General features: G+C 62.3%; 18 protein-coding genes. 8 read left to right on the forward strand and 10 right to left on the reverse strand.

Going from position 1 to position 20590, the window contains the following annotated elements; genetic code table 11:
• The first annotated feature begins 27 nt into the window (after positions 1-27).
• Positions 28-1332 carry a protein kinase gene (locus M2397_RS16015; RefSeq protein ID WP_259244011.1) on the forward strand — a complete coding sequence of 435 codons (1305 nt, stop codon included), beginning with the start codon at positions 28-30 and terminating at the stop codon, positions 1330-1332.
• Positions 1333-1469: 137 nt separating this feature from the next.
• On the opposite strand, the gene M2397_RS16020 is transcribed toward M2397_RS16015, so the two are convergent.
• Entirely contained in the window at positions 1470-2177 is a 708-nt protein-coding gene (locus M2397_RS16020) for a YebC/PmpR family DNA-binding transcriptional regulator (protein WP_131698122.1), read from the reverse strand.
• Between the two features lie 99 nt (positions 2178-2276).
• Positions 2277-3134: a LysR substrate-binding domain-containing protein gene (locus M2397_RS16025; RefSeq protein WP_131698123.1), complete on the reverse strand. Its 858-nt coding sequence runs from the start codon at positions 3132-3134 to the stop codon at positions 2277-2279.
• Positions 3135-3247: 113 nt separating this feature from the next.
• Here M2397_RS16025 and M2397_RS16030 point away from each other — a divergent pair, with 113 nt between their 5' ends.
• From M2397_RS16030 to M2397_RS16040, 3 genes are all read left to right on the forward strand, one after another.
• Positions 3248-4357, forward strand: a complete 1110-nt coding sequence (locus tag M2397_RS16030) for a 2-aminoethylphosphonate--pyruvate transaminase (protein ID WP_131698124.1) — start codon at positions 3248-3250, stop codon at positions 4355-4357.
• A gap of 27 nt (positions 4358-4384) precedes the next feature.
• Positions 4385-5212, forward strand: coding sequence for a phosphonoacetaldehyde hydrolase (gene phnX / locus M2397_RS16035; RefSeq protein ID WP_184742837.1), 828 nt, complete (start codon positions 4385-4387; stop codon positions 5210-5212).
• Between the two features lie 113 nt (positions 5213-5325).
• Positions 5326-5883 carry a cytochrome b gene (locus tag M2397_RS16040; protein WP_259244012.1) on the forward strand — a complete coding sequence of 186 codons (558 nt, stop codon included), beginning with the start codon at positions 5326-5328 and terminating at the stop codon, positions 5881-5883.
• On the opposite strand, the gene M2397_RS16045 is transcribed toward M2397_RS16040, so the two are convergent.
• Together M2397_RS16045 and M2397_RS16050 are read right to left on the reverse strand one after the other, a co-directional pair.
• A complete protein-coding gene (locus M2397_RS16045) occupies positions 5873-6763 on the reverse strand; it encodes a 1-aminocyclopropane-1-carboxylate deaminase/D-cysteine desulfhydrase (RefSeq protein ID WP_259244013.1) in 891 nt (296 codons plus the stop codon). The two genes, M2397_RS16040 and M2397_RS16045, sit on opposite strands and share 11 nt — an antisense overlap.
• Before the next feature lie 57 nt (positions 6764-6820).
• Positions 6821-8860, reverse strand: coding sequence for an NADPH-dependent 2,4-dienoyl-CoA reductase (locus M2397_RS16050; RefSeq protein WP_131698128.1), 2040 nt, complete (start codon positions 8858-8860; stop codon positions 6821-6823).
• A gap of 210 nt (positions 8861-9070) precedes the next feature.
• Between M2397_RS16050 and M2397_RS16055 the strand changes: the two genes are divergently transcribed.
• Both M2397_RS16055 and M2397_RS16060 read left to right on the forward strand, forming a co-directional pair.
• A complete protein-coding gene (locus M2397_RS16055; RefSeq protein WP_145337613.1) occupies positions 9071-10201 on the forward strand; it encodes a carbon-nitrogen hydrolase family protein in 1131 nt (376 codons plus the stop codon).
• Positions 10202-10205: 4 nt separating this feature from the next.
• Positions 10206-11240 (forward strand): AraC family transcriptional regulator, encoded by a 1035-nt coding sequence (locus tag M2397_RS16060; RefSeq protein WP_259244014.1) that lies wholly within the window; start codon positions 10206-10208, stop codon positions 11238-11240.
• Between the two features lie 8 nt (positions 11241-11248).
• Here the strand turns inward: M2397_RS16060 and M2397_RS16065 are convergent, their stop codons facing one another.
• A complete protein-coding gene (locus tag M2397_RS16065; protein ID WP_259244015.1) occupies positions 11249-11506 on the reverse strand; it encodes a hypothetical protein in 258 nt (85 codons plus the stop codon).
• 76 nt (positions 11507-11582) lie between these two features.
• Positions 11583-12059: a MarR family winged helix-turn-helix transcriptional regulator gene (locus M2397_RS16070; protein ID WP_259244016.1), complete on the reverse strand. Its 477-nt coding sequence runs from the start codon at positions 12057-12059 to the stop codon at positions 11583-11585.
• A 145-nt stretch (positions 12060-12204) separates the two neighbouring features.
• Here M2397_RS16070 and aceE point away from each other — a divergent pair, with 145 nt between their 5' ends.
• Entirely contained in the window at positions 12205-14865 is a 2661-nt protein-coding gene (gene aceE, locus M2397_RS16075; RefSeq protein WP_145337610.1) for a pyruvate dehydrogenase (acetyl-transferring), homodimeric type, read from the forward strand.
• A 1-nt stretch (position 14866) separates the two neighbouring features.
• Here the strand turns inward: aceE and M2397_RS16080 are convergent, their stop codons facing one another.
• The gene (locus tag M2397_RS16080) at positions 14867-15649 is read right to left on the reverse strand and encodes a DUF2242 domain-containing protein (protein ID WP_131698134.1); all 783 of its coding nucleotides are present in this window, start codon (positions 15647-15649) and stop codon (positions 14867-14869) included.
• An 89-nt stretch (positions 15650-15738) separates the two neighbouring features.
• Positions 15739-16635, reverse strand: a complete 897-nt coding sequence (locus M2397_RS16085) for a LysR family transcriptional regulator (protein ID WP_259244017.1) — start codon at positions 16633-16635, stop codon at positions 15739-15741.
• A 119-nt stretch (positions 16636-16754) separates the two neighbouring features.
• On the opposite strand from M2397_RS16085, the gene M2397_RS16090 reads away from it, so the two are divergent.
• Entirely contained in the window at positions 16755-17960 is a 1206-nt protein-coding gene (locus tag M2397_RS16090; RefSeq protein ID WP_145337607.1) for an MFS transporter, read from the forward strand.
• Here M2397_RS16090 and M2397_RS16095 read toward each other — a convergent pair.
• Both M2397_RS16095 and M2397_RS16100 read right to left on the reverse strand, forming a co-directional pair.
• The gene (locus tag M2397_RS16095; protein ID WP_145337606.1) at positions 17907-18431 is read right to left on the reverse strand and encodes a GNAT family N-acetyltransferase; all 525 of its coding nucleotides are present in this window, start codon (positions 18429-18431) and stop codon (positions 17907-17909) included. The genes M2397_RS16090 and M2397_RS16095 overlap by 54 nt on opposite strands.
• Before the next feature lie 99 nt (positions 18432-18530).
• Positions 18531-20405: a SurA N-terminal domain-containing protein gene (locus M2397_RS16100; RefSeq protein ID WP_131698138.1), complete on the reverse strand. Its 1875-nt coding sequence runs from the start codon at positions 20403-20405 to the stop codon at positions 18531-18533.
• Positions 20406-20590 lie beyond the last annotated feature (185 nt).

The following is a 20590-nucleotide window of genomic DNA, read 5'->3' on the forward strand; positions in this document are numbered from 1 at the left end:
CCCCCTTGCCGAGTGACCGCGCCGTTGATGAATACCCTCGCCCAACTCAAGGCCGGCCAATTGGCCGGCATTACGCGCCTGGACCTGTCCTGCGGGCTCACCGAATTCCCTGAGGAAATCTTCGGGCTGGCCGACTCCCTGGAAATCCTCAACCTCAGCGGCAACGCCCTGAGCCGCCTGCCCGACGACCTGCACCGCCTGCCGCACCTGCGCGTGCTGTTCTGTTCGGACAACGCCTTTACCGAACTGCCGGAATGCCTGGGCCAGTGCGCCAAACTGAGCATGATCGGCTTCAAGGCCAACCAGATCAGCCACGTGCCCGCCGCCGCGCTGCCACCGTTGCTGCGCTGGCTGATCCTCACCGACAACCGCATCAGCCAGTTACCCCGCGAATTGGGCGAGCGGCCGCTGCTGCAGAAACTGATGCTCGCCGGGAACCAACTGACGCAGTTGCCGGAGAGCCTGGCCAACTGCAACAACCTGGAGCTGATCCGCATCGCCTCCAACCGCCTCACGCGCCTGCCCGAATGGCTGTTGACGCTGCCGAGCCTGACGTGGCTGGCCTATGCGGGCAACCCGGTAGAAATGGCTGTGGATGGGGGGGCGGACGACGCGACAGCGGATATTCCCTGGACGGAACTGGAACTGGCCGACGTGCTGGGCGAAGGTGCCTCGGGGGTGATTCGCAAGGCCCTGTGGGTCCCCACGGCCAAGCCCGTCGCCGTCAAGCTGTACAAAGGCACGATCACCAGCGACGGCTCGCCGCTGCACGAAATGCAGGCCTGCATCGCCGCCGGGTTGCACCCTAACCTGATCAAGGTGCAAGGCCGCGTGGTGGGTGCCCCTGAGGGTCAGGCCGCGTTGGTCATGGACCTGATCGACCCGAGCTACCGCAACCTCGCCGCCCTGCCGAGCCTGGCCTCGTGCACCCGCGACGTCTACGACCCCACCACCCGCTTCAGCGTCGACACAGCCTTGCGCATGGCCCGGGGCATCGCCTCCGTGGCCGCGCATTTGCACCGGCACGGCATTACCCATGGCGACCTGTATGGCCACAATATCCTGTGGAATGAAGCGGGAGAGTGTTTGCTCGGGGACTTTGGCGCGGCGTCGTTTCATGCCAAGGCAGACACCTTGGAAACGCGAGCATTGCAACGCATTGAAGTGCGCGCGTTCGGGGTGTTGCTGGGGGAATTGCTGGAGCGGGTTGAGGCGGGGTTGATTGACGAGGCGCTGTTGGATTTGCAGAAAAGCTGTTGCCAGCCCGACGTGTTGGCACGGCCGAGCTTCGAAGAAATCAACGCCTTGCTGCAATCCATCCAGCACCACTAAGCAAATGTGGGAGGGGCGGTGCGACGATTCGACTTGCCCCCGATAGCGGTGGATCAGTTATAGATAGTTTGACTAACAAACCGCCATCGGGGGCAAGCCCCCTCCCACATTTGGATCGCGTTTCTTCAGCGGATAAATCAGCCCGCCAGGCCGACGAACATGTCCTGCACGTCATCGTGGTTGTCCAAGCCTTCGAGGAAGGCTTCGACTTCAGCCATCTGCTCATCGGTCAGGCCGCTTACCGGGTTTTTCGAGATGTAGCCCAGCTTGGCCGACAGCACGGTGAAACCCTGTTCCGGCAACGCTTTTTGCACGGCGTCCAGGTCGGTGGTTTCGGTGATGAACAGGGTGGTGCCTTCTTCTTCACCGTCTTCAAAGTCCTGCGCACCGGCTTCAATCGCTGCCATTTCCGGATCGGCATCCGGGGTGTCCGGCGAGGCTTCGATCAGGCCGACATGGTTGAAATCCCAGGCCACGGAGCCGGAAGCACCCAACTGCCCCTTGCGGAACGCCACGCGGATTTCCGCCACGGTGCGGTTGATGTTGTCGGTCACGCACTCGACGATCAACGGTACCTGGTGCGGGGCGAACCCTTCGTAGGTCACGCGGTGGTATTGCACGGTTTCACCGAGCAGACCGGCGCCCTTCTTGATGGCACGGTCCAGGGTTTCCTTGGGCATCGAGGCCTTTTTGGCCTGTTCCACCACCAGACGCAGGTGAGCGTTGGTCGCGGTGTCGGCACCGTTGCGGGCGGCGATGGTGATTTCTTTCACCAGCTTGCCGAAGATCTTGCCCTTGGCATTGGCTGCCGCTTCTTTATGTTTGACTTTCCACTGTGCGCCCATGACTCACTCTCTTCTATACATCGCGCCCAAACGTCTGCTGGCCGGCGCTTTGGGGGCAGAGTTTATAGCGCGAGAACGCATCGTTCCACCAAAAAACCCTCAGGGCGCCAACTCGAAGAACGCCTGAATCAGGCGCAACGAACGGCGCCGCTCCATGCAACCGAGCGTATGCCGGTTGACCAGCCCATCGCCCTCAATCGCCACGGCCTGCACGCGCGGGTCGGGGCTGACTTCCACGGACGAAACCACGCCCACCCCCAACTCAGCGGCGACGGCTTCGGTCACCGCCTCGCGGCTGTCCAGTTCCAGCAGCACCTTGGGCTGCACATTCGCGGCCATGCAGGCGTCATCGAAGGTACGCCGGGTGATGGAACTGGGCTCGCGCAGCACCATGATCACGTCGTTGAGTTGCTCGAGGCGAATACCCTCGGGTTGCTGCGCCCACGGGTGGCTGGCCGGCACCAATGCGCAAATGCGCGATTCGTTCAACGGTTGCAGGTGCAGGCCATTGCGCGGCTCCACTTCGGTGAGCACCGCCACGTCCGCATGCTCGGACAATAGCGCAGCCAGGGTTTCCTGGGCATTGCCCAGGCGCAGGTTGACGGTAATCCCGGGGTAGCGCGCGCGCAGGCTGGCAATCATCGGCATCACCAGGTGCGGGCCGTCCGCCGCGACTTCCAGGCGCCCGGTCAGCAGTTGGCGGTTGGCCTCCAGCATCGTCTGGGCTTCGTCCACCAGGCCAAAGATGGCCCGTGTGATCGCCGCCAGCCGCGCGCCCTCCTCGGTCAACTCCACCCGTCGCGCGGTGCGCCGCAGCAACGGAATCTGGTAGTGCTCCTCCAGGGCCTTGATATGCCCGGTCACCGCCGGCTGGCTGATGAACAGCCGTGCTGCGGCACGGGTAAAGCTGCCCTCGCGGGCCACGGCGTCGAATGCGCGCAGTTGGAACAGGTTCATAGCTATCGGCCTCACTGATAGCTCGCATAACAACAAACAATTTGATTGATGACAAGCCAAACTGCAATTTAGGCGCCGTAGCTTCAACCCCTGATGCCTTGCGAGGACTTGAGATGCCCCCTGCCGCGCCGATTCTGCTGACCCCTGGCCCCTTGACCACATCGAACCGCACCCGTCAGGCCATGATGGTGGACTGGGGTTCATGGGATGACCGCTTCAACCAACTCACCGCCAGCGTTTGCGAGCAATTGCTGGCGATCCTCCACGGCGAAGGCAGCCACCAGTGCGTGCCGTTGCAAGGCAGCGGCACCTTCGCGGTCGAGGCCGCCATCGGCACCCTGGTACCGCGCGACGGCAAGGTGCTGGTGCTGATCAACGGCGCGTACGGCAAGCGCCTGGCTAAGATCTGCGCAGTGCTCGGCCGTGATTTCAGCACCTTTGAAACCGCGGAGGACGAGCCCACTACCGCCGCCGATGTGGACCGCCTGCTGGCGGCAGACAGCGCCATCACCCACGTTGCGTTGATCCACTGCGAAACCAGCACCGGCATCCTCAACCCGCTGCCGCAGATCGCCCAGGTCGTCAAACACCACGGCAAGCGCCTGATCATCGACGCCATGAGCTCATTCGGCGCGCTGCCGATCGATGCCCGCGAGGTGCCGTTCGACGCGCTGATCGCCGCCTCGGGCAAGTGCCTGGAAGGTGTGCCGGGCATGGGTTTCGTCTTCGCCGACAAACAGGCGCTGGCCGCCGCCCAGGGCAACTGCCACTCATTGGCGATGGACCTGTTCGACCAGCACAACTACATGACCAAGACTGGCCAATGGCGCTTTACCCCGCCAACCCATGTGGTCGCCGCCCTGCACGAAGCGCTGCTGCAATACCAGGAAGAAGGCGGCCTGCCCGCGCGCCACCGACGCTATGCCGACAACTGCCAGGCATTACTCGACGGCATGGCCGCACTGGGCCTGCGCAGCTTCCTGCCGGCGGCGATCCAGGCACCGATCATCGTGACCTTTCATGCACCAGAAGACCCGCGCTACCAGTTCAAGGATTTCTACGAACGGGTCAAGGCCAAGGGTTTCATTCTGTACCCCGGCAAATTGACCCAGGTGGAGACGTTCCGCGTGGGCTGTATCGGCCATGTCGACGCAGCCGGCATGCGCGCTGCGGTCAAGGCGATCGGCGAGGTGCTGGAAGAAATGGAAGTGTTGGACATCTGATTGCCCCTTACCCACAGGATCTGAACCATGAACTATCAAAACCCCAACACCCTCCAGGCCGTCATCCTCGACTGGGCCGGCACCGTGGTCGACTTCGGCTCCTTTGCCCCCACGCAGATTTTTGTCGAGGCCTTCGCCGAGTTCGATGTGCAGGTTTCCATCGAAGAAGCCCGTGGCCCGATGGGCATGGGCAAATGGGACCATATCCGCACCCTGTGCGACCAGCCGCAAGTCGCCGAGCGCTACCGCCAGGCGTTCGGTCGCACGCCTACCGATGACGACGTGACGGCCATTTACCAGCGCTTCATGCCGTTGCAGATCGAGAAGATCGCCGAACACTCGGCGCTGATCCCCGGCGCCCTCGACACCATCGCCCGGTTGCGCGTGCAAGGCATCAAGATCGGCTCTTGCTCAGGCTACCCCAAGCAAGTCATGGACAAGGTCGTCGCGTTGGCCACCACCAACGGCTACGTCGCCGACCACGTGGTCGCCACCGACGAAGTGCCCAACGGCCGCCCATGGCCAGCCCAGGCACTCGCCAACGTGATCGCGCTGGGCATCGACGATGTGGCGGCGTGCGTCAAGGTCGACGACACCGTGCCGGGCATCCTCGAAGGCCGTCGCGCCGGGATGTGGACCGTGGCGCTGACCTGCTCCGGCAACGCCCTGGGCCTGACCTACGCGCAGTTCCGCGCCCTGGACAGCGCCACATTGGCCAGCGAACGCACGCGTATCGAAGCGATGTTCGCAGGCTCCCGCCCGCATTACCTGATCGACACCATTACCGACCTGCCGGCCGTCATCGCCGACATCAACCAGCGCCTGGCCCGTGGTGAAATGCCGCAAAGCTACTGATAGAGGTCAAGACAACGGCATCGCGTCGGGCAAACCGCACAAAACAGGCTTACAGTAAAAGGACTTCGTCGCCAAAGAACGAAGGTTTGCCCTGATGAGTGAGGAACCCAGCGATGCCGTGGAAAAATTCCGATTCGCGCTACAGCACCATGTCGATTGCGCTGCACTGGTTGATGGTGGTGCTGCTGGCAGTGGTGTACGCCTGCATTGAGTTACGCGGCCAGTTCCCCAAAGGCAGCGGCGCACGCACGTTGATCGTCGAGATGCACTTCATGTTCGGCCTCACCGTGTTTGTGCTGGTGTGGCTGCGCCTGTTTGCGCGCAGCCTGGGGGTTGCCCCCAAGATCGTACCCGCCCCGCCACAATGGCAAAGCCTGCTGGCCACGCTGATGCACTTCGCGCTGTACGCCTTGATGATCGGCATGCCGATTGCCGGTTGGCTGATCGTCAGTGCCGAGGGACATTCAGTGATGTTCTATGGGATCGAGCTGCCGCCGCTGATCGCTGAAAACAAGGCACTGGCCAAAGAGATTGAAGGCTGGCATGTGCTGTTCGGCCAGATCGGTTACTGGCTGATCGGGCTGCATGCGTTGGCGGGGATCTTTCATCACTATGTGATGCGTGATAACACGGCGCTGCGGATGATGCCGGGTAAGCGCGCTAGGCTGTAAACCCTCGGCGGCCCTGCAAGCCACCGGTATGCACAAAGATCAGGCGAGTGCCGGGCGCGAAAAGCCCGGCTTCGACCTGCTGCTTCAACGCCAGCAACGCTTTGCCGGTATAGAGCGGTTCCAGCGGTAAACCGCAGGCCTGTTCGGTGGTGTCGATAAACTCAAGCAACAGCGGGTCAACCTTGGCAAAGCCACCCCGACTGGCGTCCAGCAACTCATACCCGCCCTGCACGAGGGCGCTCACGTTCTGCGCCACACCATGATCATCCGGTACCGCCATGGCGCCGTACACCGGATGCGCGCCCGCCTCCGCCAGCGCCAACCCCGCCAACGTCGTACCGGTGCCTGCCGCCAACCACCAGGCGTCGTAATCGGCCCAACCCAGGGTGTTCAATTGCCTGCGTGCCTGCTCGACCAATACCCCGCACCCCAGCGCCCCGGCCATCCCGCCGCCGCCTTCTGGCACGGGGTAAAGATCGGGATATTGCTCGCGCCACGGCAACCAGAAACCCGGCTCATGGCGCGCGCGATAGCCGCCATACCCCAACCAATGCAGGTGCATGCCAAAGGCTTTCAGGTCGAGGATGGTGGGTGTGTCCTGGGGATGGCCGCGCAACAGGCCGACAGTGGGGAAACCAAAGCGTTTGCCCGCCGCTGCCAGCGCGTGCAGATGATTGGAGTAAGCGCCGCCAAGGCTGATGATGCCGCGGGCACGGGCTTGCTGCGCCTGGGCCAGATGCTCGGTGAGCTTGAACCACTTGTTGCCGCTGATCAGCGGGTCGATGCGGTCCAGGCGCAGCACGGCCAGCTCGACGCCATTAAGCCAATCGAGCTGCATGGCTTCAAGGGGGGCGTGGGGAAGCCAGTCAAAGGGACCCATCGGGCGGCATCTGCATGGAAAAAGAGGCGGTAGTCTAACACCGCCCCTTGCGTCGCCTTACAGCTCGGCGGCGAGGCGCGAGCCTTGGTTGATGGCGCGCTTGGCATCCAGCTCGGCCGCCACATCGGCGCCGCCGATCAGGTGCACGTTCTGCCCTGCGGCGACCAGGCCATCCTGCAACTCGCGCAGCGGGTCTTGCCCGGCGCAGATGACGATGTTGTCCACGGCCAGCAGCTGCGGCTCACCCTCGGCGCCGATGCGGATATGCAGGCCGTCATCGTCGATCTTCAGGTATTCGACGCTGTTAAGCATCTGCACGCGCTTGTTCTTCAAGCCGGTACGGTGGATCCAACCGGTGGTCTTGCCCAGGCCGTCGCCGACCTTGGAAGCCTTGCGTTGCAACAGGAACACGTCACGGGCCGGGGCATGGGGTTGCGGCTTGATCCCGGCCACGCCGCCACGGGCTTGCAACTGGGTGTCGATGCCCCACTCTTTCCAGAACGCTTCACGGTCGAGGCTGGTGGACACGCCTTCATGCACGAGGAATTCCGACACGTCAAAACCAATGCCGCCGGCGCCGATCACCGCCACGCGCTTGCCGACAGGCTTGCGCTCGAGGATCACGTCCAGGTAGCTCAGCACCTTGGCGTTTTCAACGCCCGGAATCGCCGGCGTGCGCGGCGCAATGCCGGTGGCCAGGATGATCTCGTCATAACCGCCCGCCACCAGGTGTGCGGTGTCGACGCGGGTGTTGAGGCACAGCTCGACGTGGGTGGTCTGCAACTTGCGATTGAAGTAGCGCAGGGTCTCGAAAAACTCTTCTTTGCCCGGTACGCGCTTGGCGATATTGAATTGGCCGCCGATCTCACTGGCCGAATCGAACAAGGTCACCTGGTGGCCACGCTCAGCCGCCACGGTGGCAGCGGCCAGGCCTGCGGGGCCGGCACCGACCACGGCGATTTTCTTGATCTGCTTGACCGGCAGGTAGTTGAGTTCGGTTTCATAGCAGGCCCGCGGGTTGACCAGGCAGGTGGTCAACTTGCCGCCAAAGGTGTGGTCCAGGCAAGCCTGGTTGCAGCCGATGCAGGTGTTGATTTCATCGGCGCGGCCGGCGGCGGCCTTGTTGACGAACTCGGGGTCGGCGAGGAACGGCCGCGCCATCGAGACCATGTCGGCATCGCCTTCGGCGAGGATCTGCTCGGCAATCTCCGGTGTGTTGATGCGGTTGGTGGTGATCAGCGGGATCTGTACCGCACCGCGCAATTTGGCCGTGACTTTGCTGAACGCGCCACGCGGCACCTTGGTGGCAATGGTCGGGATACGCGCTTCGTGCCAGCCGATGCCGGTGTTGATGATGGTCGCGCCCGCCTGCTCGATGGCCTTGGCCAACTGTACGATTTCTTCCCAGACGCTGCCGCCTTCCACCAGGTCGAGCATCGACAGGCGGAAGATAATGATGAAGTTCGGGCCCACCGCTTCACGCACGCGGCGCACGATCTCCACCGCCAGGCGCATGCGGTTTTCGTAGCTGCCGCCCCAACGGTCGGTGCGGTGGTTGGTGTGGGCGGCGAGGAACTGGTTAATGAAGTAGCCTTCGGACCCCATGATTTCCACGCCGTCGTACTCGGCGACCTGGGCCAGCAGCGAACAGGTGACAAAATCCTGGATCTGCTTCTCGATGCCTTCCTCGTCCAGCTCCTTGGGCTTGAACGGGTTGATCGGTGCCTGGATCGCACTCGGCGCGACCTGTTTGGGGCTGTAGGCATAACGGCCGGCGTGGAGGATCTGCATGCAGATCTTGCCGCCCGCCTCATGCACGGCCTTGGTGACGATCTTGTGCTTCTGCGCTTCTTCTTCGGTGGTGAGCTTGGCCGCGCCGGAATACACCCCGCCTTCATCATTTGGGCCAATGCCGCCGGTGACCATCAGCCCCACGCCGCCCCGGGCACGCTCGGCAAAGTAGGCCGCCATGCGCTCGAAACCACCGGGCTTTTCTTCCAGGCCCGTGTGCATCGAGCCCATCAGGGTACGGTTACGCAAGGTGGTAAAACCCAGGTCCAACGGGGCCAGCAGGTGCGGGTAGGCAGCAGCGGTCATGGTCAAGCTCCACAACGGATCATCACGGGGCGTGGGGGCTCGAATGGCACCCCATCGGGTTATGTCCCACAGACTAAGAGGCGGTGGACGACGGCTCAATGACTGAAACTGACAAGTTATTGATCCAAATGCACAGCACCCCTTGGCAAGCCGCCGCATGGGCCCTACCCTAGTCGCGAACCCTGCACCCGGTCTGTTGTCTGTTGCCCCATGCGTAAACTTCTAGCTTTTACCGTCTCCATGGCCCTGGTTGCCGCCGTCGCCGCGTATCTGGTCTGGACCCAGGAGCGCCCCGTGGCGCATTACCTGTCGGACCTGCGTATCACCCTGGCGGTGAATGAAGGCTTGCCTGCTGATCGCGGCAACCTGCTGGGCATCCAGCCAGAGCTGTTTCCGGCTGATTACCAGAGCCTGGAACGCCTGCACCTGAAGCTCTCGGCCTATCTGCAAAAGGCCCGGGACCAGGGGTTGATCAACGAAAAAACCATCGTAGTGCTGCCTGAACATATCGGCACCTGGCTGATGTTGACCGGTGAAAAAAATGAGGTGTACCAGGCGCTGCACGTGAAGGATGCGATGAACTGGCTGTCGGTCAGCAACCCACTGCTCTTTGCGCGGGCCTGGATCAGCGCCACCGGCGATAACCGCACCGATGACGCCTACCTGCGTATGAAAGCCCCCGGCATGGCGCGGGACTATCAGGTGCTGTTCGGCGGCCTGGCCAAGGAGTTTGGCGTCACGCTGGTGGCCGGTTCCATCGCCTTGCCCAACCCCAGCGTGAGCCAGGGACAACTGCAGGTCGGCCATGGCGCCTTGTACAACGCCAGCGTGGTGTTTGCGGCAGATGGTTTGCCCATCGGAGAGCCACAGCGCCAGCTCTATCCGATCTACGATGAACGCGGCTTTATCGAACCTGGTGACGAAAACGTCGTCAGCGTGGTCGACACCCCGGCCGGGCGCCTCGGCGTGTTGGTCGGCAGTGACAGCTGGTACCCGGACAACTATCGCAAGCTCAACGAGCAAGGGGCGCAACTGATCGCGGTGCCGGCCTTTGTGCTCGGTCGCGATACCTGGGATCGACCATGGCGCGGTTTCAAGAGCGTGTCCACGCCGCCGGAAATCAGCCTCAAGCCTGAAGAACTCAGCGAAGGTGAAGCCTGGCGCCGCCTTACGCTGATCAGCCAACACCCCGTCAGCCAGGCAACCGCTGGCATGAGCGTATTCCTGCGTGGGCAGTTCTGGGACCTGGGCACGGCCGGGCGCAGTTTTCTCAGCAGCAACGGGCAGATCAGCGCCGACGGCGACGCCCGTGGCGCGCGCCTGCTGAATATCTGGCTGTAACCCCGTGAAGCCGGTGCGCCTGGGTGATCTGTCGGTGGGCTTCGTGCACACCCTGGCCGACGCAATCCACAGCCACGGCCTCGACCCGCAACCGCTGCTGCTGCAATACGGCCTCGACCCCGCGCGCCTCGCCGAAGCGGGTGCACGCTTGTCGATTCCCCGTTATATGCGCCTGGGCCATGCGGCCATCCAACTCACCGGCGACCCCGGCCTGGGCCTGCGCATGGGCCAGCTCAGCCGCCTGAGCCAGGCCGGACTGGCCGGGGTCACCGCCGCCCAGGCGCCCAACGTGCGCGAGGCGGCGCGCACGCTGACCCGCTTCGAAGCGCTGTACGGTTCCAACTATCGTGGGCAATCGAGTTTTCACGAGGACGCCGAAGGTGCCTGGCTGCGGTTCTATTCCATCAGCCCCTATAACGCCTACAACCGCTTCGTGGTGGACTCGATCATCGCCGGCTGGCTGCAGCAACTGTCGAGCCTGGCCCAGCAACCGGTACAGGCGCAGCGGATTGAAATCGAATTTGAAGCGCCGGACTACAGCGAACGGTACGCGGTGCTGAGCGATGGCCCGATCCAGTTCGGCGCCGAGGCCAATCAACTGCGCCTGAGCCAGCAAACCCTGGCGCTGCGTAACCCGCAGCATTGCCCGAGCACCTGGCAGCTGTTGTTGAAGCTCTGTGAACACGAGTTGGAGCAGTTGACCCGCACCCGCAGCCTGCGCGAGCGCATTACCCGGTTGCTCGGGCCGATGCTCAATGGCGGCCGGGAACCCGACCTGGAAGAAGTGGCGGCACGCTTGAAGCTGCCGACCTGGACACTGCGCCGCAAACTGGCCGAAGAAGGCACGCAGTTTCGCGCGATTCTCAACGATACCCGCCGCGACCTCGCCATGACCTACATTCGCGATACGGAACTGGCGTTCGGCGAAATCGCCTACTTGCTCGGTTTTGCCTCGGCCCAAGCGTTTCAACGGGCGTTCAGACGGTGGAACAACCAGACCCCAGGGGAATTTCGCCGCAGTCAGCGGCATTCCGCCTGAAGTCGGTCTTACAGCTCGGTGGCGTCATCGGCCGGATCCAGAGGATCCAGTTCAAAGGCCTGGTACTCCAGCAGTTCTTCCTGATATTCGTCCATGGTGGGCTCCTTGTTTTGAATTAAAAGCGGCTGCAGATAAATGACCTGCACAGCCAGCCTAAAGTGCCGTGATGACGAAAAAATGTCGACGTCATGACGTTCCTGCACTCCAGGATTAAACGTAGCAGCGTTATGCGGATTTAGCACCGGGGTTTTGCGGCGCGATTGCAATCAGGCATGCACCGAAATGGACGGGAATGCATTCCAATGTGTGAGGGGGCTTTCCCCCTCACACATTGGATCTGCATCAAGTTTCAGACTTGCGTCGACCACGGGTTTGAACACCCGCCTCCACCGCCATCCCGGCAGTGCGCTCCAACGCATCGGCAAACGCCTGGCGCTGCTCCGGCTCGATCTGCGACAGGAACAACTCGTCCACCGTACTTTCGTAGATCTTCCACATTTTCTTGCGCAACGCTCGGCCGGCGTCGGTGATCGACGCAAAGGCGGCGCGGCCATCGCCGTCGGAGCGCGAGCGCACCACCAAGCCGTCCTTTTCCAGGCGGTCTACCAGCCGCGTGAGGTTATAGCGCTCAATGGCCAGCACATCGGCCAATTCGTGCATGCGGCGGGTGCCTTCGGGGCCGCTTTCCAGGCCCCACAGTGCGTCGTACCAGGCGTAAGGCGGCAAGTCGGCGGCCGCCAGGCGGCGCTCGATTTCACGGATGACCGTCCTGTGGGCCCTGACAAAACGGAACCATACATCAGGCTCTTTCGACGACATGCAACACCATCCGGTGGATTTCAAGAAGGTTGCAATAGTAGCTCATCCCGCGCTAAATTCGGTCATGTAGTTGCAATTGCAATCACTTTGACGACGCTCCCACAAGGAGCCCGCCACTAGAAATCCGCCGACCCTGGAGCCTCACATGACCCCGAATAACGCAGTCAGACGCGACGTCGATCCACAGGAAACCCGCGAGTGGCTGGAGTCCATCGAATCGGTGCTGTCCACCGAAGGCCGCCCGCGCGCCCATTACCTGATCGATCAGTTGCTGGATTTCGACGTGGCGCGGCATGGCGACTTCTACGGGCGGGTGACCACGCCTTACGTCAACACCATTCCGGTGGATCGCCAGTTGCCCTACCCCGGCAATCTGGCCATCGAACGCCGCACCAATGCGTTTATCCGCTGGAACGCCATGGCCATGGTCTTGCGTGCAGGCAAGCACTCAGGCGTGGGTGGGCATATTGCGACTTATGCGTCAGCCGCGGTGCTGTACGACGTAGGTTTCGACCACTTCTTCCGTGGCCGCACCGACCACTTCGACGGCGACCTCGTGTACATCCAGGGGCACTCTTCGCCAGGCATCTACGGCCGCGCCTACCTCGAAGGCCGCATCAGCGAAGCGCAACTGGATAACTTCCGCCGCGAAGCCGGTGGTGAAGGCATTTCGTCCTACCCCCACCCACGGCTGATGCCGGACTTCTGGCAATTTCCTACGGTGTCCATGGGGCTGGGGCCGATCACGGCGGCCTATCAGGCGCGTTTTATGCGCTACCTGGAGTTTCGTGACCTCAAGCAACACCAGGGCCGCAAGGTCTGGGCATTTCTGGGTGATGGTGAAATGGACCAACCGGAATCCCTGGCCGCCATTTCCCTGGCCGGGCGCGAGAAGCTCGACAACCTGATCTTCGTGGTCAACTGCAACCTGCAACGCCTGGACGGCCCGGTACGCGGCAACGCCAAGGTGATCCAAGAGTTCGAAAGCCTGTACCGTGCAGCCGGCTGGAATGTGATCAAAGTGATCTGGGGCGGTGGCTGGGATGCACTGCTGGAAAAAGATACAAGCGGCCTGCTGCGCCAACGCATGATGGAATGCGTGGACGGTGACTATCAGAACTACAAATCCCAGAACGGCGCCTACGTGCGCGAACATTTCTTCGGCAAATACCCGGAATTGCTGGCACTGGTTGCGGACCTTTCCGACGACGACATCTGGAAACTCTCACGGGGCGGCCATGACCCGGACAAGGTCTACAACGCCTATGCCGCCGCCGTGCGTCACAGTGGCCAACCGACTGTGATCCTGGCAAAAACCGTCAAGGGCTTTGGCATGGGCGAGGCCGGCGAAGGCCAGAACATCAACCACCAATTGAAGAAGATGGGCGCCGACGCCGTCAAAGCCTTCCGCGACCGCTTCGGCCTGGAAGTGCCCGATGAGCAACTCGCTGAAATTCCTTACCTCAAGCCCACAGCCGACAGCGAAGAAGCCCGTTACTTCGCCGCACGTCGCCAGGCCCTGGGCGGGTATGTGCCTGCGCGCCACACTGCGGTCGAATCGCTGCAGATCCCCGAACTGAGCGCCTTCGCCACTCAGCTCAAGGACACTGGCGAGCGCGCGATTTCCACAACCATGGCCTTCGTGCGCATCCTCGGCACCCTGCTGAAAAACCCGCACCTGGGCAAGCTGATCGTGCCCATCGTGCCGGACGAATCCCGCACCTTCGGCATGGAAAGCCTGTTCCGTCAGATCGGCATCCACTCCGCCGTCGGCCAGCTCTACACCCCACAGGACTCCGGGCAACTGAGCTATTACAAGGAGAGCAAAGACGGACAGATCATGCAGGAAGGCCTGAATGAGTCCGGCGCCATTTCCTCGTGGATCGCAGCAAGTACGTCCTACAGCAACCACGGCCTGATGACCGTGCCGTTCTATATCTTCTACTCGATGTTCGGCTTCCAGCGCGTCGGCGACCTGGCCTGGGCGGCGGGCGATGCACGAGCACGCGGCTTCCTGCTCGGCGCCACAGCCGGGCGCACCACGCTGATGGGCGAAGGCCTGCAGCATGACGATGGCCATAGCCATATCCTGTCGTCGGTGATTCCGTGCTGTGTGTCCTATGACCCGACCTTTGCCTACGAACTGGCGGTGATTATTCGCGAGGGCATGCGGCGAATGTATGTCGAGCAAGAGGACATTTACTACTACATCACCCTGCTCAACGAAAACTACCCGCACCCGGCGATGCCCGAAGGCGTGGAGGACGGGATACTCAAAGGCATGTACCGGCTCAGCACCAACCCTCAGGCACAGGTGCAACTGATGGGCAGTGGTTCGATCCTGCGAGAAGTGATCGCGGCCGCAGAGCTGCTCGCCAACGATTTCGCCGTGCAATGCGACGTATGGAGTGTGACGAGCCTGACCGAATTGCGCCGTGACGGGCACGCGGCGGAACGCTGGAACCTGCTGCACCCCGAGAGTGAGCCGCGCGTAAGTTACGTCGAGCAATGCCTGGAGGGGCAAACGGGGCCGGTGGTGGTCGCGACGGACTACATGAAGCTGTTCGCTGATCAGATTCGTCCGTTCGTGCCGGGCCGGCGCTTTGTCGCGCTAGGCACTGATGGCTTCGGGCAATCAGACACCCGGGAAGCCTTGCGCGAGTTCTTTGAGGTGGATCGCCACTTCATCGCCCTGGCTGCCCTGAAGGCGCTGGCGGATGACGGCGCGATCGGTCGCGACAAGGTCAGTGAAGCGATCAACCGCTACGGGATCAACGTCGACAAGGTGAATCCCGTAGCGGTCTGAGCTACTGCGCAGGCGTCGGCAGGGGCGGAATCGCTTCTGTCGGCGCCGGCAGGTCCGGCGTGGTCGTGGCGGGCGCGGGCTCGGCCTGCGGCGCAATCGGTGCAGGTTCAGGCGCGGGCACAACCGGCTCCGAAGCAGCCGGTGCGGCAGGCTCTTCCTTCGGCGCCTCGACTTTCTCCGCAGCCGGAGCGGCCTTCGGCTCCGGCACACCGAGGTCGGCCTTTGGCTGCTCGGGAATATGCTCAGCCTGCTTCACTTCCTGGGGCAGGAAGACGTCCACCAACGCAAAGTAGCGATCGTAGAACTTCGGCGCGGACACCGTCTCACTGGCCACCTTCACCATCGAGTCATCGGTGGAGCCGATCGGCATCGACACCGACCCCAGCACGCCTACACCCAGGCTCGCGGAGTTGTTGACCTTCTTCAGCGCATAACGATCCTGCAGGGCGTTGGCAAACATCGTCGAGTGCTTTTTACCTTTGCCATCATCGGCACACACCACGTTGAAGCTGATCTGCAGGTGAGTTTCGCCGGTCTGCTGGAAGCTCTTGTTGCCCACGACCAGTTTCGGATCGCTGCTGGTGATGATGTAGCCCTGGCTCAGCAACGCACGCCGCGCGGCCTCGCACGCCGCTACATCGCTAACCGGGTAGTCCCGGGAAAACGTACCGGAGTCGTCGAAGTTCTCATGTTCATAAATAGCGGTCTTGGGTGACGAGCAGCCCGCGGCGCCCGCCAGCACCAGCGCCAGCCCGACGCTACGCAAGTGGAATGATGTCGACATTGATAATCCTGAGGAAAACGGTCTGGGCGGTATTGTGCAACAGAACGAGGCCTTGGCGCGCGCATTCCTGTCGGTAAAACGTCACAGGGTTACGCAACGGGGCCTGCAGGGAAAAGCCCGGCGCACATATGGTCAATAAACACGCGTACCTTGGTCGAGGTATGGCGACCGGGCCACAACATCCAGAAATTGCCCCGGTGTTCCAGGTAATCATCCAGCACCCGCTGCAAGCGCCCCTCGCCCACGGCCTGGTTGACCATGTAGTCCGGCAGGCAGGCAATGCCCAATCCCTCGAGCACCACATGGTTCAGAGACTCGATGGTGGTACTGACCAACGGCGTACGCAACAGCGGTTCCGCGGCACCCAAGGCAAGACGCAACGGCCAGGGCTCGAGCTTGCCCGTGGCGCAGAACTTGTGACGCAGGCAGGCGTGGCCATTGAGGTCCTGTGGTTGCTGCGGGGTGCCGTGTTGGGCGAAGTAGCCCGGTGTGGCGACGAGTACCAGCTGGTAGTGGCCCAGGTGGCGCGCCATCAAGCGCGAATCTTCCGGCTTGCCGGTGCGAATCACCGCGTCGAAACCTTCCTCGATCACGTCCACCATACGGTCAGAGAAATCCACATCCAACTCGATATCCGGGTAGGCGCGCATAAAGTCACTGAGTACTGGCATCAACAAGCCCCGCACCTGCTGCACACTGATGCGCAGCTTACCCCGTGGCGTTGCACTGGCGTTTGTCAGCTCCTGCTCGGCCGCTTCCACCTCAGCGAGAATCCGCCGCGACCGCTCAAGGAACAGCGAGCCTTCACTGGTCAAGGTGATACTGCGCGTGCTGCGGTGAAACAGCCGCACGCCCAGGCGCTCTTCCATCCGCGCAATGCTTTTGCCCACGGCCGACGACGACACCCCCAGCACACGGCCGGCGGCGGTGAAGCTGAGCGTCTGCGCCACCTGCACAAATACCGAAAGGCTGCCCAAGCTGTCCATGATCCCGCCTTTAGCGATTGCGGACACCGGCGTCCGATAAGTTCGGAACCTTAGCCTGTTTTTCCGCCAACCACAGCCCCCTACTCTGCCTGCTTGCCCTTTTACCTGGATAAAACCTCATGAGCAGCAGCCCTTCACTCACCGCATCAGCCCAGCGGGATTCACTACCGCTGGGCGGTCTACTGGCCCTGGCCAGCGCTGGCTTTATCACCATCCTCACCGAAGCCATGCCCGCCGGGTTGCTACCACAGATAAGCGAAGGCCTCGGCGTGTCGCCCGCCCTGGTCGGTCAACTGGTCACGGTCTACGCCCTTGGCTCGTTGCTGGCGGCCATCCCCCTGACGCTGCTGACCCGCGGCTGGCGCAGACGACCGTTGCTGCTGCTGGCCATCGGCGGCTTTGCCTTGGTCAACAGCGTAACCGCGCTGTCCAGCCACTACGGACTGACGCTCGTGGCGCGCTTTTTTGCCGGGGTCTTCGCCGGGCTGCTCTGGGCGTTGCTGGCGGGTTATGCGAGCCGAATGGTGGTGCCACACCTGCAAGGTCGCGCCATTGCCGTGGCGATGCTGGGTGCACCGCTGGCGCTGTCACTGGGTGTGCCTGCGGGCACCTTCCTCGGCACTGCCGTTGGCTGGCGCCTGAGTTTTGCAATCATGACCGGGCTGACCTTGGTGCTACTGGCCTGGGCGCGCTGGCAACTGCCGGACTTTGCCGGCGAACGGACGGATAAACGCCTGGGGCTGCGCCAGGTGCTGAACCTGCCAGGCATTCGTCCAGTGCTGTGGGTAACGTTTACCTACGTACTGGCCCACAACATTCTGTACACCTACATCGCCCCGTTGCTGGTGCCCGCAGGGATCGATGCGGATGTTGACCGAGTGTTGCTGGTGTTTGGCCTCTCGGCGGTGCTGAGCATCTGGCTGACAGGCGTGTTGATTGACCGGTGGCTGCGCGTCTTGCTGCTGATCAGTTGTGCGCTGTTTGGCCTGATCGCCCTGGCGCTGGCGTTCTGGATCAATGTGCCGGCAGTCATCTATACCGCCGTGGCGTTATGGGGCCTGGCGTTCGGCGGTTTGCCGGCACTGCTGCAAACCGCACTGGCCCAATCGGCTGGCGAGTCGGCGGATGCCGCACAATCAATGCTGGTGACCGTGTGGAACCTGGGGATAGCCGGTGGCGGACTGGCAGGAGGCGTGTTGCTTCAGGGCTGGGGCGTCGCGGGCTTTCCATGGGCCGTTATGCTACTGATGCTACTGGCATGGGCCGGCGCATCACAGACAGCGCCCCAACAGCTGGCCCGGCCACCCCGCCAAGTCGAACGTTGAAATGCGCTCGTAGCCACAGGACTCATAAAAACGCACCAGATCCCCTGTCCCGCCGCCGTAGCAGTCCACACGCAAACGCGTCACTCCTGCTGCACGGGCCTGGTCATCGGCAAAGGCCATCATGCGCCGGCCAAGGCCGCGAACACGGGGATCACGCGCGGCAATCAACAGGCGTACATACACCTCGGGCTCAGTCGCCGACGGTACATAAGGCATGGGATCGCCCAACACCAGCGCTCCACGGATACGGCCTGCGGGCTCTTCTACCACCCACGCCCCAGGCAATGCGCAGGCTTCAGCCACTTGCGCGACCCGCCGGGGCGACGCCGACCAGGGCTCGGTGCCCCACTGATGGGTATTGCCCATGCCAACGAACCAGGCGACCACCTCGTCGAACACCTGCAGCACGGCAGGAACGTCCGACGCACTGGCGCGGCGGATCAGCAAGCCATCCATTCCTAGAATCAACACGCTTGGAACTCCTGGGTCGACGATACCGAGCACCCAGTCTAGCCCACATAAAAAAGCCCCCGGTCTTTTCAGGCCGGGGGCTTCTTGTTCAAACCAACATCAGTATTTCTTGATATCAGCCTTGGTTTCCAACTGCTTGCGGTACGCCGCGAAGTCCTGCTGGCCAACACGGGAAGCGAGGAAGCGGCGATATTGCGCCTTTTCTTCGTCCGTTGGGGCAGCCGCTTCGTTGACGCCGTTCAAGCGCACGATCACCAGACTGCCGTCAGCCAGGGTCACGGTGGTGAAGGTCGGCTTGTCCTTGGCCGCAGGCTTGGGCATGCGGAACAGGGCTTGCAGCACGGCCGGGTCAATCGCTTCCTGGCTACGGGTAGCCGCTTCAGTGACTTTCCAGGCCTGGCCGTCGACCGGCTGGTTCAGCGGGGTCTTGCCATCACGCAGGCTGGCGATCAGCTCATCAGCGTGAGTCTTGGCAGCCGCGCTGGCGCGCTCCTTGGCCATCTGTGTGCGGATCGCCGCAGCAACGCTTTCCAGCGGCAGTTGCGCAGGTTTGCGGTGCTCTTTGGCACGCAGCACGATGATGGTTTCCGGGTCCAGCTCAATGGCGCTGCTGTTGGCCCCCTCATCCAGCACTTCCGGGCTGAATGCAGCGGTGACCACGGCACGGTTGGCCGCAACACCGTCACCACCTTCACGGCCAAACGGCGCGGAGGTGTGTACGGTCAGCTTCAGGTCAGACGCCGGTTGGGCCAGATCGGAGGCTTCGAATGCCGCATCTTCCAATTGCTTGGTTGCTTCGACAAAACGCTGCTCGACCTGTTGGGTCTTGAGCTCGCGGGTCAGCTTGTCTTTCAGGCTGGCAAACGTCGGCACTTGCGGTGCTTCAACGCCCAACAGCTTGATCAAGTGCCAACCGAAGGTGCTGCGCACCGGCGCCGAAACCTGGTCTTTGTTCAAGGCATACAAGGCGGCTTCGAAGTCCGGGTCGTAGACGCCCGGGCCGGCAAAGCCCAGATCACCGCCACTGTTGGCCGAACCTGGATCCTGGGAGAACTCCTTGGCCAGGGTTTCGAACTTCTCACCCTTGGCCAGGCGCGCCTGGATTTCTTCGATCTTGGCCTTCGCTTGCGCGTCGGTGACCTTGTCGTTGACTTCAATCAGGATGTGCGCGGCACGACGCTGTTCAGCGAGGTTGGCGGTTTCTTTCTGATAGGCAGCCTGCAGTTCATCGTCCTTCACGCTGACCTGGTCGAAGAAGGACGACTTCTTCAGTTCCAGGTAGTCGATGACCACCTGGTCCGGGGTCATGAACTCCTTGGCGTGCTGGTCATAGTAAGCCTTGACCTCGTCGTCGGTGAGTTTCACCGCCGCAGGGTTGGCCTTGATATTGACGGTGGCAAAATCGCGGGTCTGCTTTTCCAGACGGGCGAATGCCAGCACTTCGGCGTCGGTCACGAAACCGCTGCCGGCAATACCAGCGCGAACCTGGCCGATCAGCATTTCCTGGGTCAGCATCTGACGGAACTGCAGACGGCTGTAGCCCAGTTGACGGATCACCTGGTCAAAGCGTTCGGCGTTGAATTTGCCGTCCACCTGGAATTCCGGCGTCTGCAGGATTACCTGGTCCAGTGCAGCTTCAGAGAAGCCAAACTTGGAATCGGCGGCGCCTTGCAGCAGCAGCTTGCGATCGATCAGACCCTTGAGGGCCGCGTCGCGCAGCAGTTTTTCGTCCAGCAGCGAAGCATCGAAATCCTTGCCCAGCTGTTGCATCAGCTGGCGACGTTGCATGTCGACGGCCTGGCTCAGTTCAGTCTGGGTGATTTCTTCACCGTTGACCTTGGCCACGTCCTGCTTGGTGTTGGTCGAAGCCTGGAAAATGGCCTCGATACCGGTGAACGCCATCAATGCGACGATGATCCCGATAATGGTCTTGGCAATCCAGCCTTGTGAATTGTCCCTGATATTTTGCAGCATGCGTCCCCCAGAAACGGTTGAACTTCAAAAATTGGCAACCGTGGAGCGTGGGTAGAGTCCGGATAGAAGAAAGGCGCATCCGAGGATGCGCCTTCTCGTAACTGGCGGAGCGGACGGGGGGTTGAACCTACACCCCCGGCTTGGCGACCCGATGGATACCTGGGTCAGCTTTCGCTCCGCTGCCA

Source organism: Pseudomonas sp. BIGb0381 (assembly GCF_024809815.1).
Classification (GTDB): Bacteria; Pseudomonadota; Gammaproteobacteria; order Pseudomonadales; family Pseudomonadaceae; genus Aquipseudomonas.

What these genes read in the sequence shown, in the direction of transcription:
- M2397_RS16080 (WP_131698134.1), bottom strand. Translation starts at nt 15,649, where the DNA reads ATGTCGACATCATTCCACTTGCGTAGCGTCGGGCTGGCGCTGGTGCTG.
- M2397_RS16025 (WP_131698123.1), bottom strand. Translation starts at nt 3,134, where the DNA reads ATGAACCTGTTCCAACTGCGCGCATTCGACGCCGTGGCCCGCGAGGGC.
- M2397_RS16100 (WP_131698138.1), bottom strand. Translation starts at nt 20,405, where the DNA reads ATGCTGCAAAATATCAGGGACAATTCACAAGGCTGGATTGCCAAGACC.
- M2397_RS16015 (WP_259244011.1), top strand. Translation starts at nt 28, where the DNA reads ATGAATACCCTCGCCCAACTCAAGGCCGGCCAATTGGCCGGCATTACG.
- M2397_RS16020 (WP_131698122.1), bottom strand. Translation starts at nt 2,177, where the DNA reads ATGGGCGCACAGTGGAAAGTCAAACATAAAGAAGCGGCAGCCAATGCC.
- M2397_RS16040 (WP_259244012.1), top strand. Translation starts at nt 5,326, where the DNA reads ATGCCGTGGAAAAATTCCGATTCGCGCTACAGCACCATGTCGATTGCG.
- M2397_RS16085 (WP_259244017.1), bottom strand. Translation starts at nt 16,635, where the DNA reads ATGGACAGCTTGGGCAGCCTTTCGGTATTTGTGCAGGTGGCGCAGACG.
- aceE (WP_145337610.1), top strand. Translation starts at nt 12,205, where the DNA reads ATGACCCCGAATAACGCAGTCAGACGCGACGTCGATCCACAGGAAACC.
- M2397_RS16045 (WP_259244013.1), bottom strand. Translation starts at nt 6,763, where the DNA reads ATGGGTCCCTTTGACTGGCTTCCCCACGCCCCCCTTGAAGCCATGCAG.
- M2397_RS16070 (WP_259244016.1), bottom strand. Translation starts at nt 12,059, where the DNA reads ATGTCGTCGAAAGAGCCTGATGTATGGTTCCGTTTTGTCAGGGCCCAC.
- M2397_RS16030 (WP_131698124.1), top strand. Translation starts at nt 3,248, where the DNA reads ATGCCCCCTGCCGCGCCGATTCTGCTGACCCCTGGCCCCTTGACCACA.
- M2397_RS16055 (WP_145337613.1), top strand. Translation starts at nt 9,071, where the DNA reads ATGCGTAAACTTCTAGCTTTTACCGTCTCCATGGCCCTGGTTGCCGCC.
- M2397_RS16050 (WP_131698128.1), bottom strand. Translation starts at nt 8,860, where the DNA reads ATGACCGCTGCTGCCTACCCGCACCTGCTGGCCCCGTTGGACCTGGGT.
- M2397_RS16090 (WP_145337607.1), top strand. Translation starts at nt 16,755, where the DNA reads ATGAGCAGCAGCCCTTCACTCACCGCATCAGCCCAGCGGGATTCACTA.
- phnX (WP_184742837.1), top strand. Translation starts at nt 4,385, where the DNA reads ATGAACTATCAAAACCCCAACACCCTCCAGGCCGTCATCCTCGACTGG.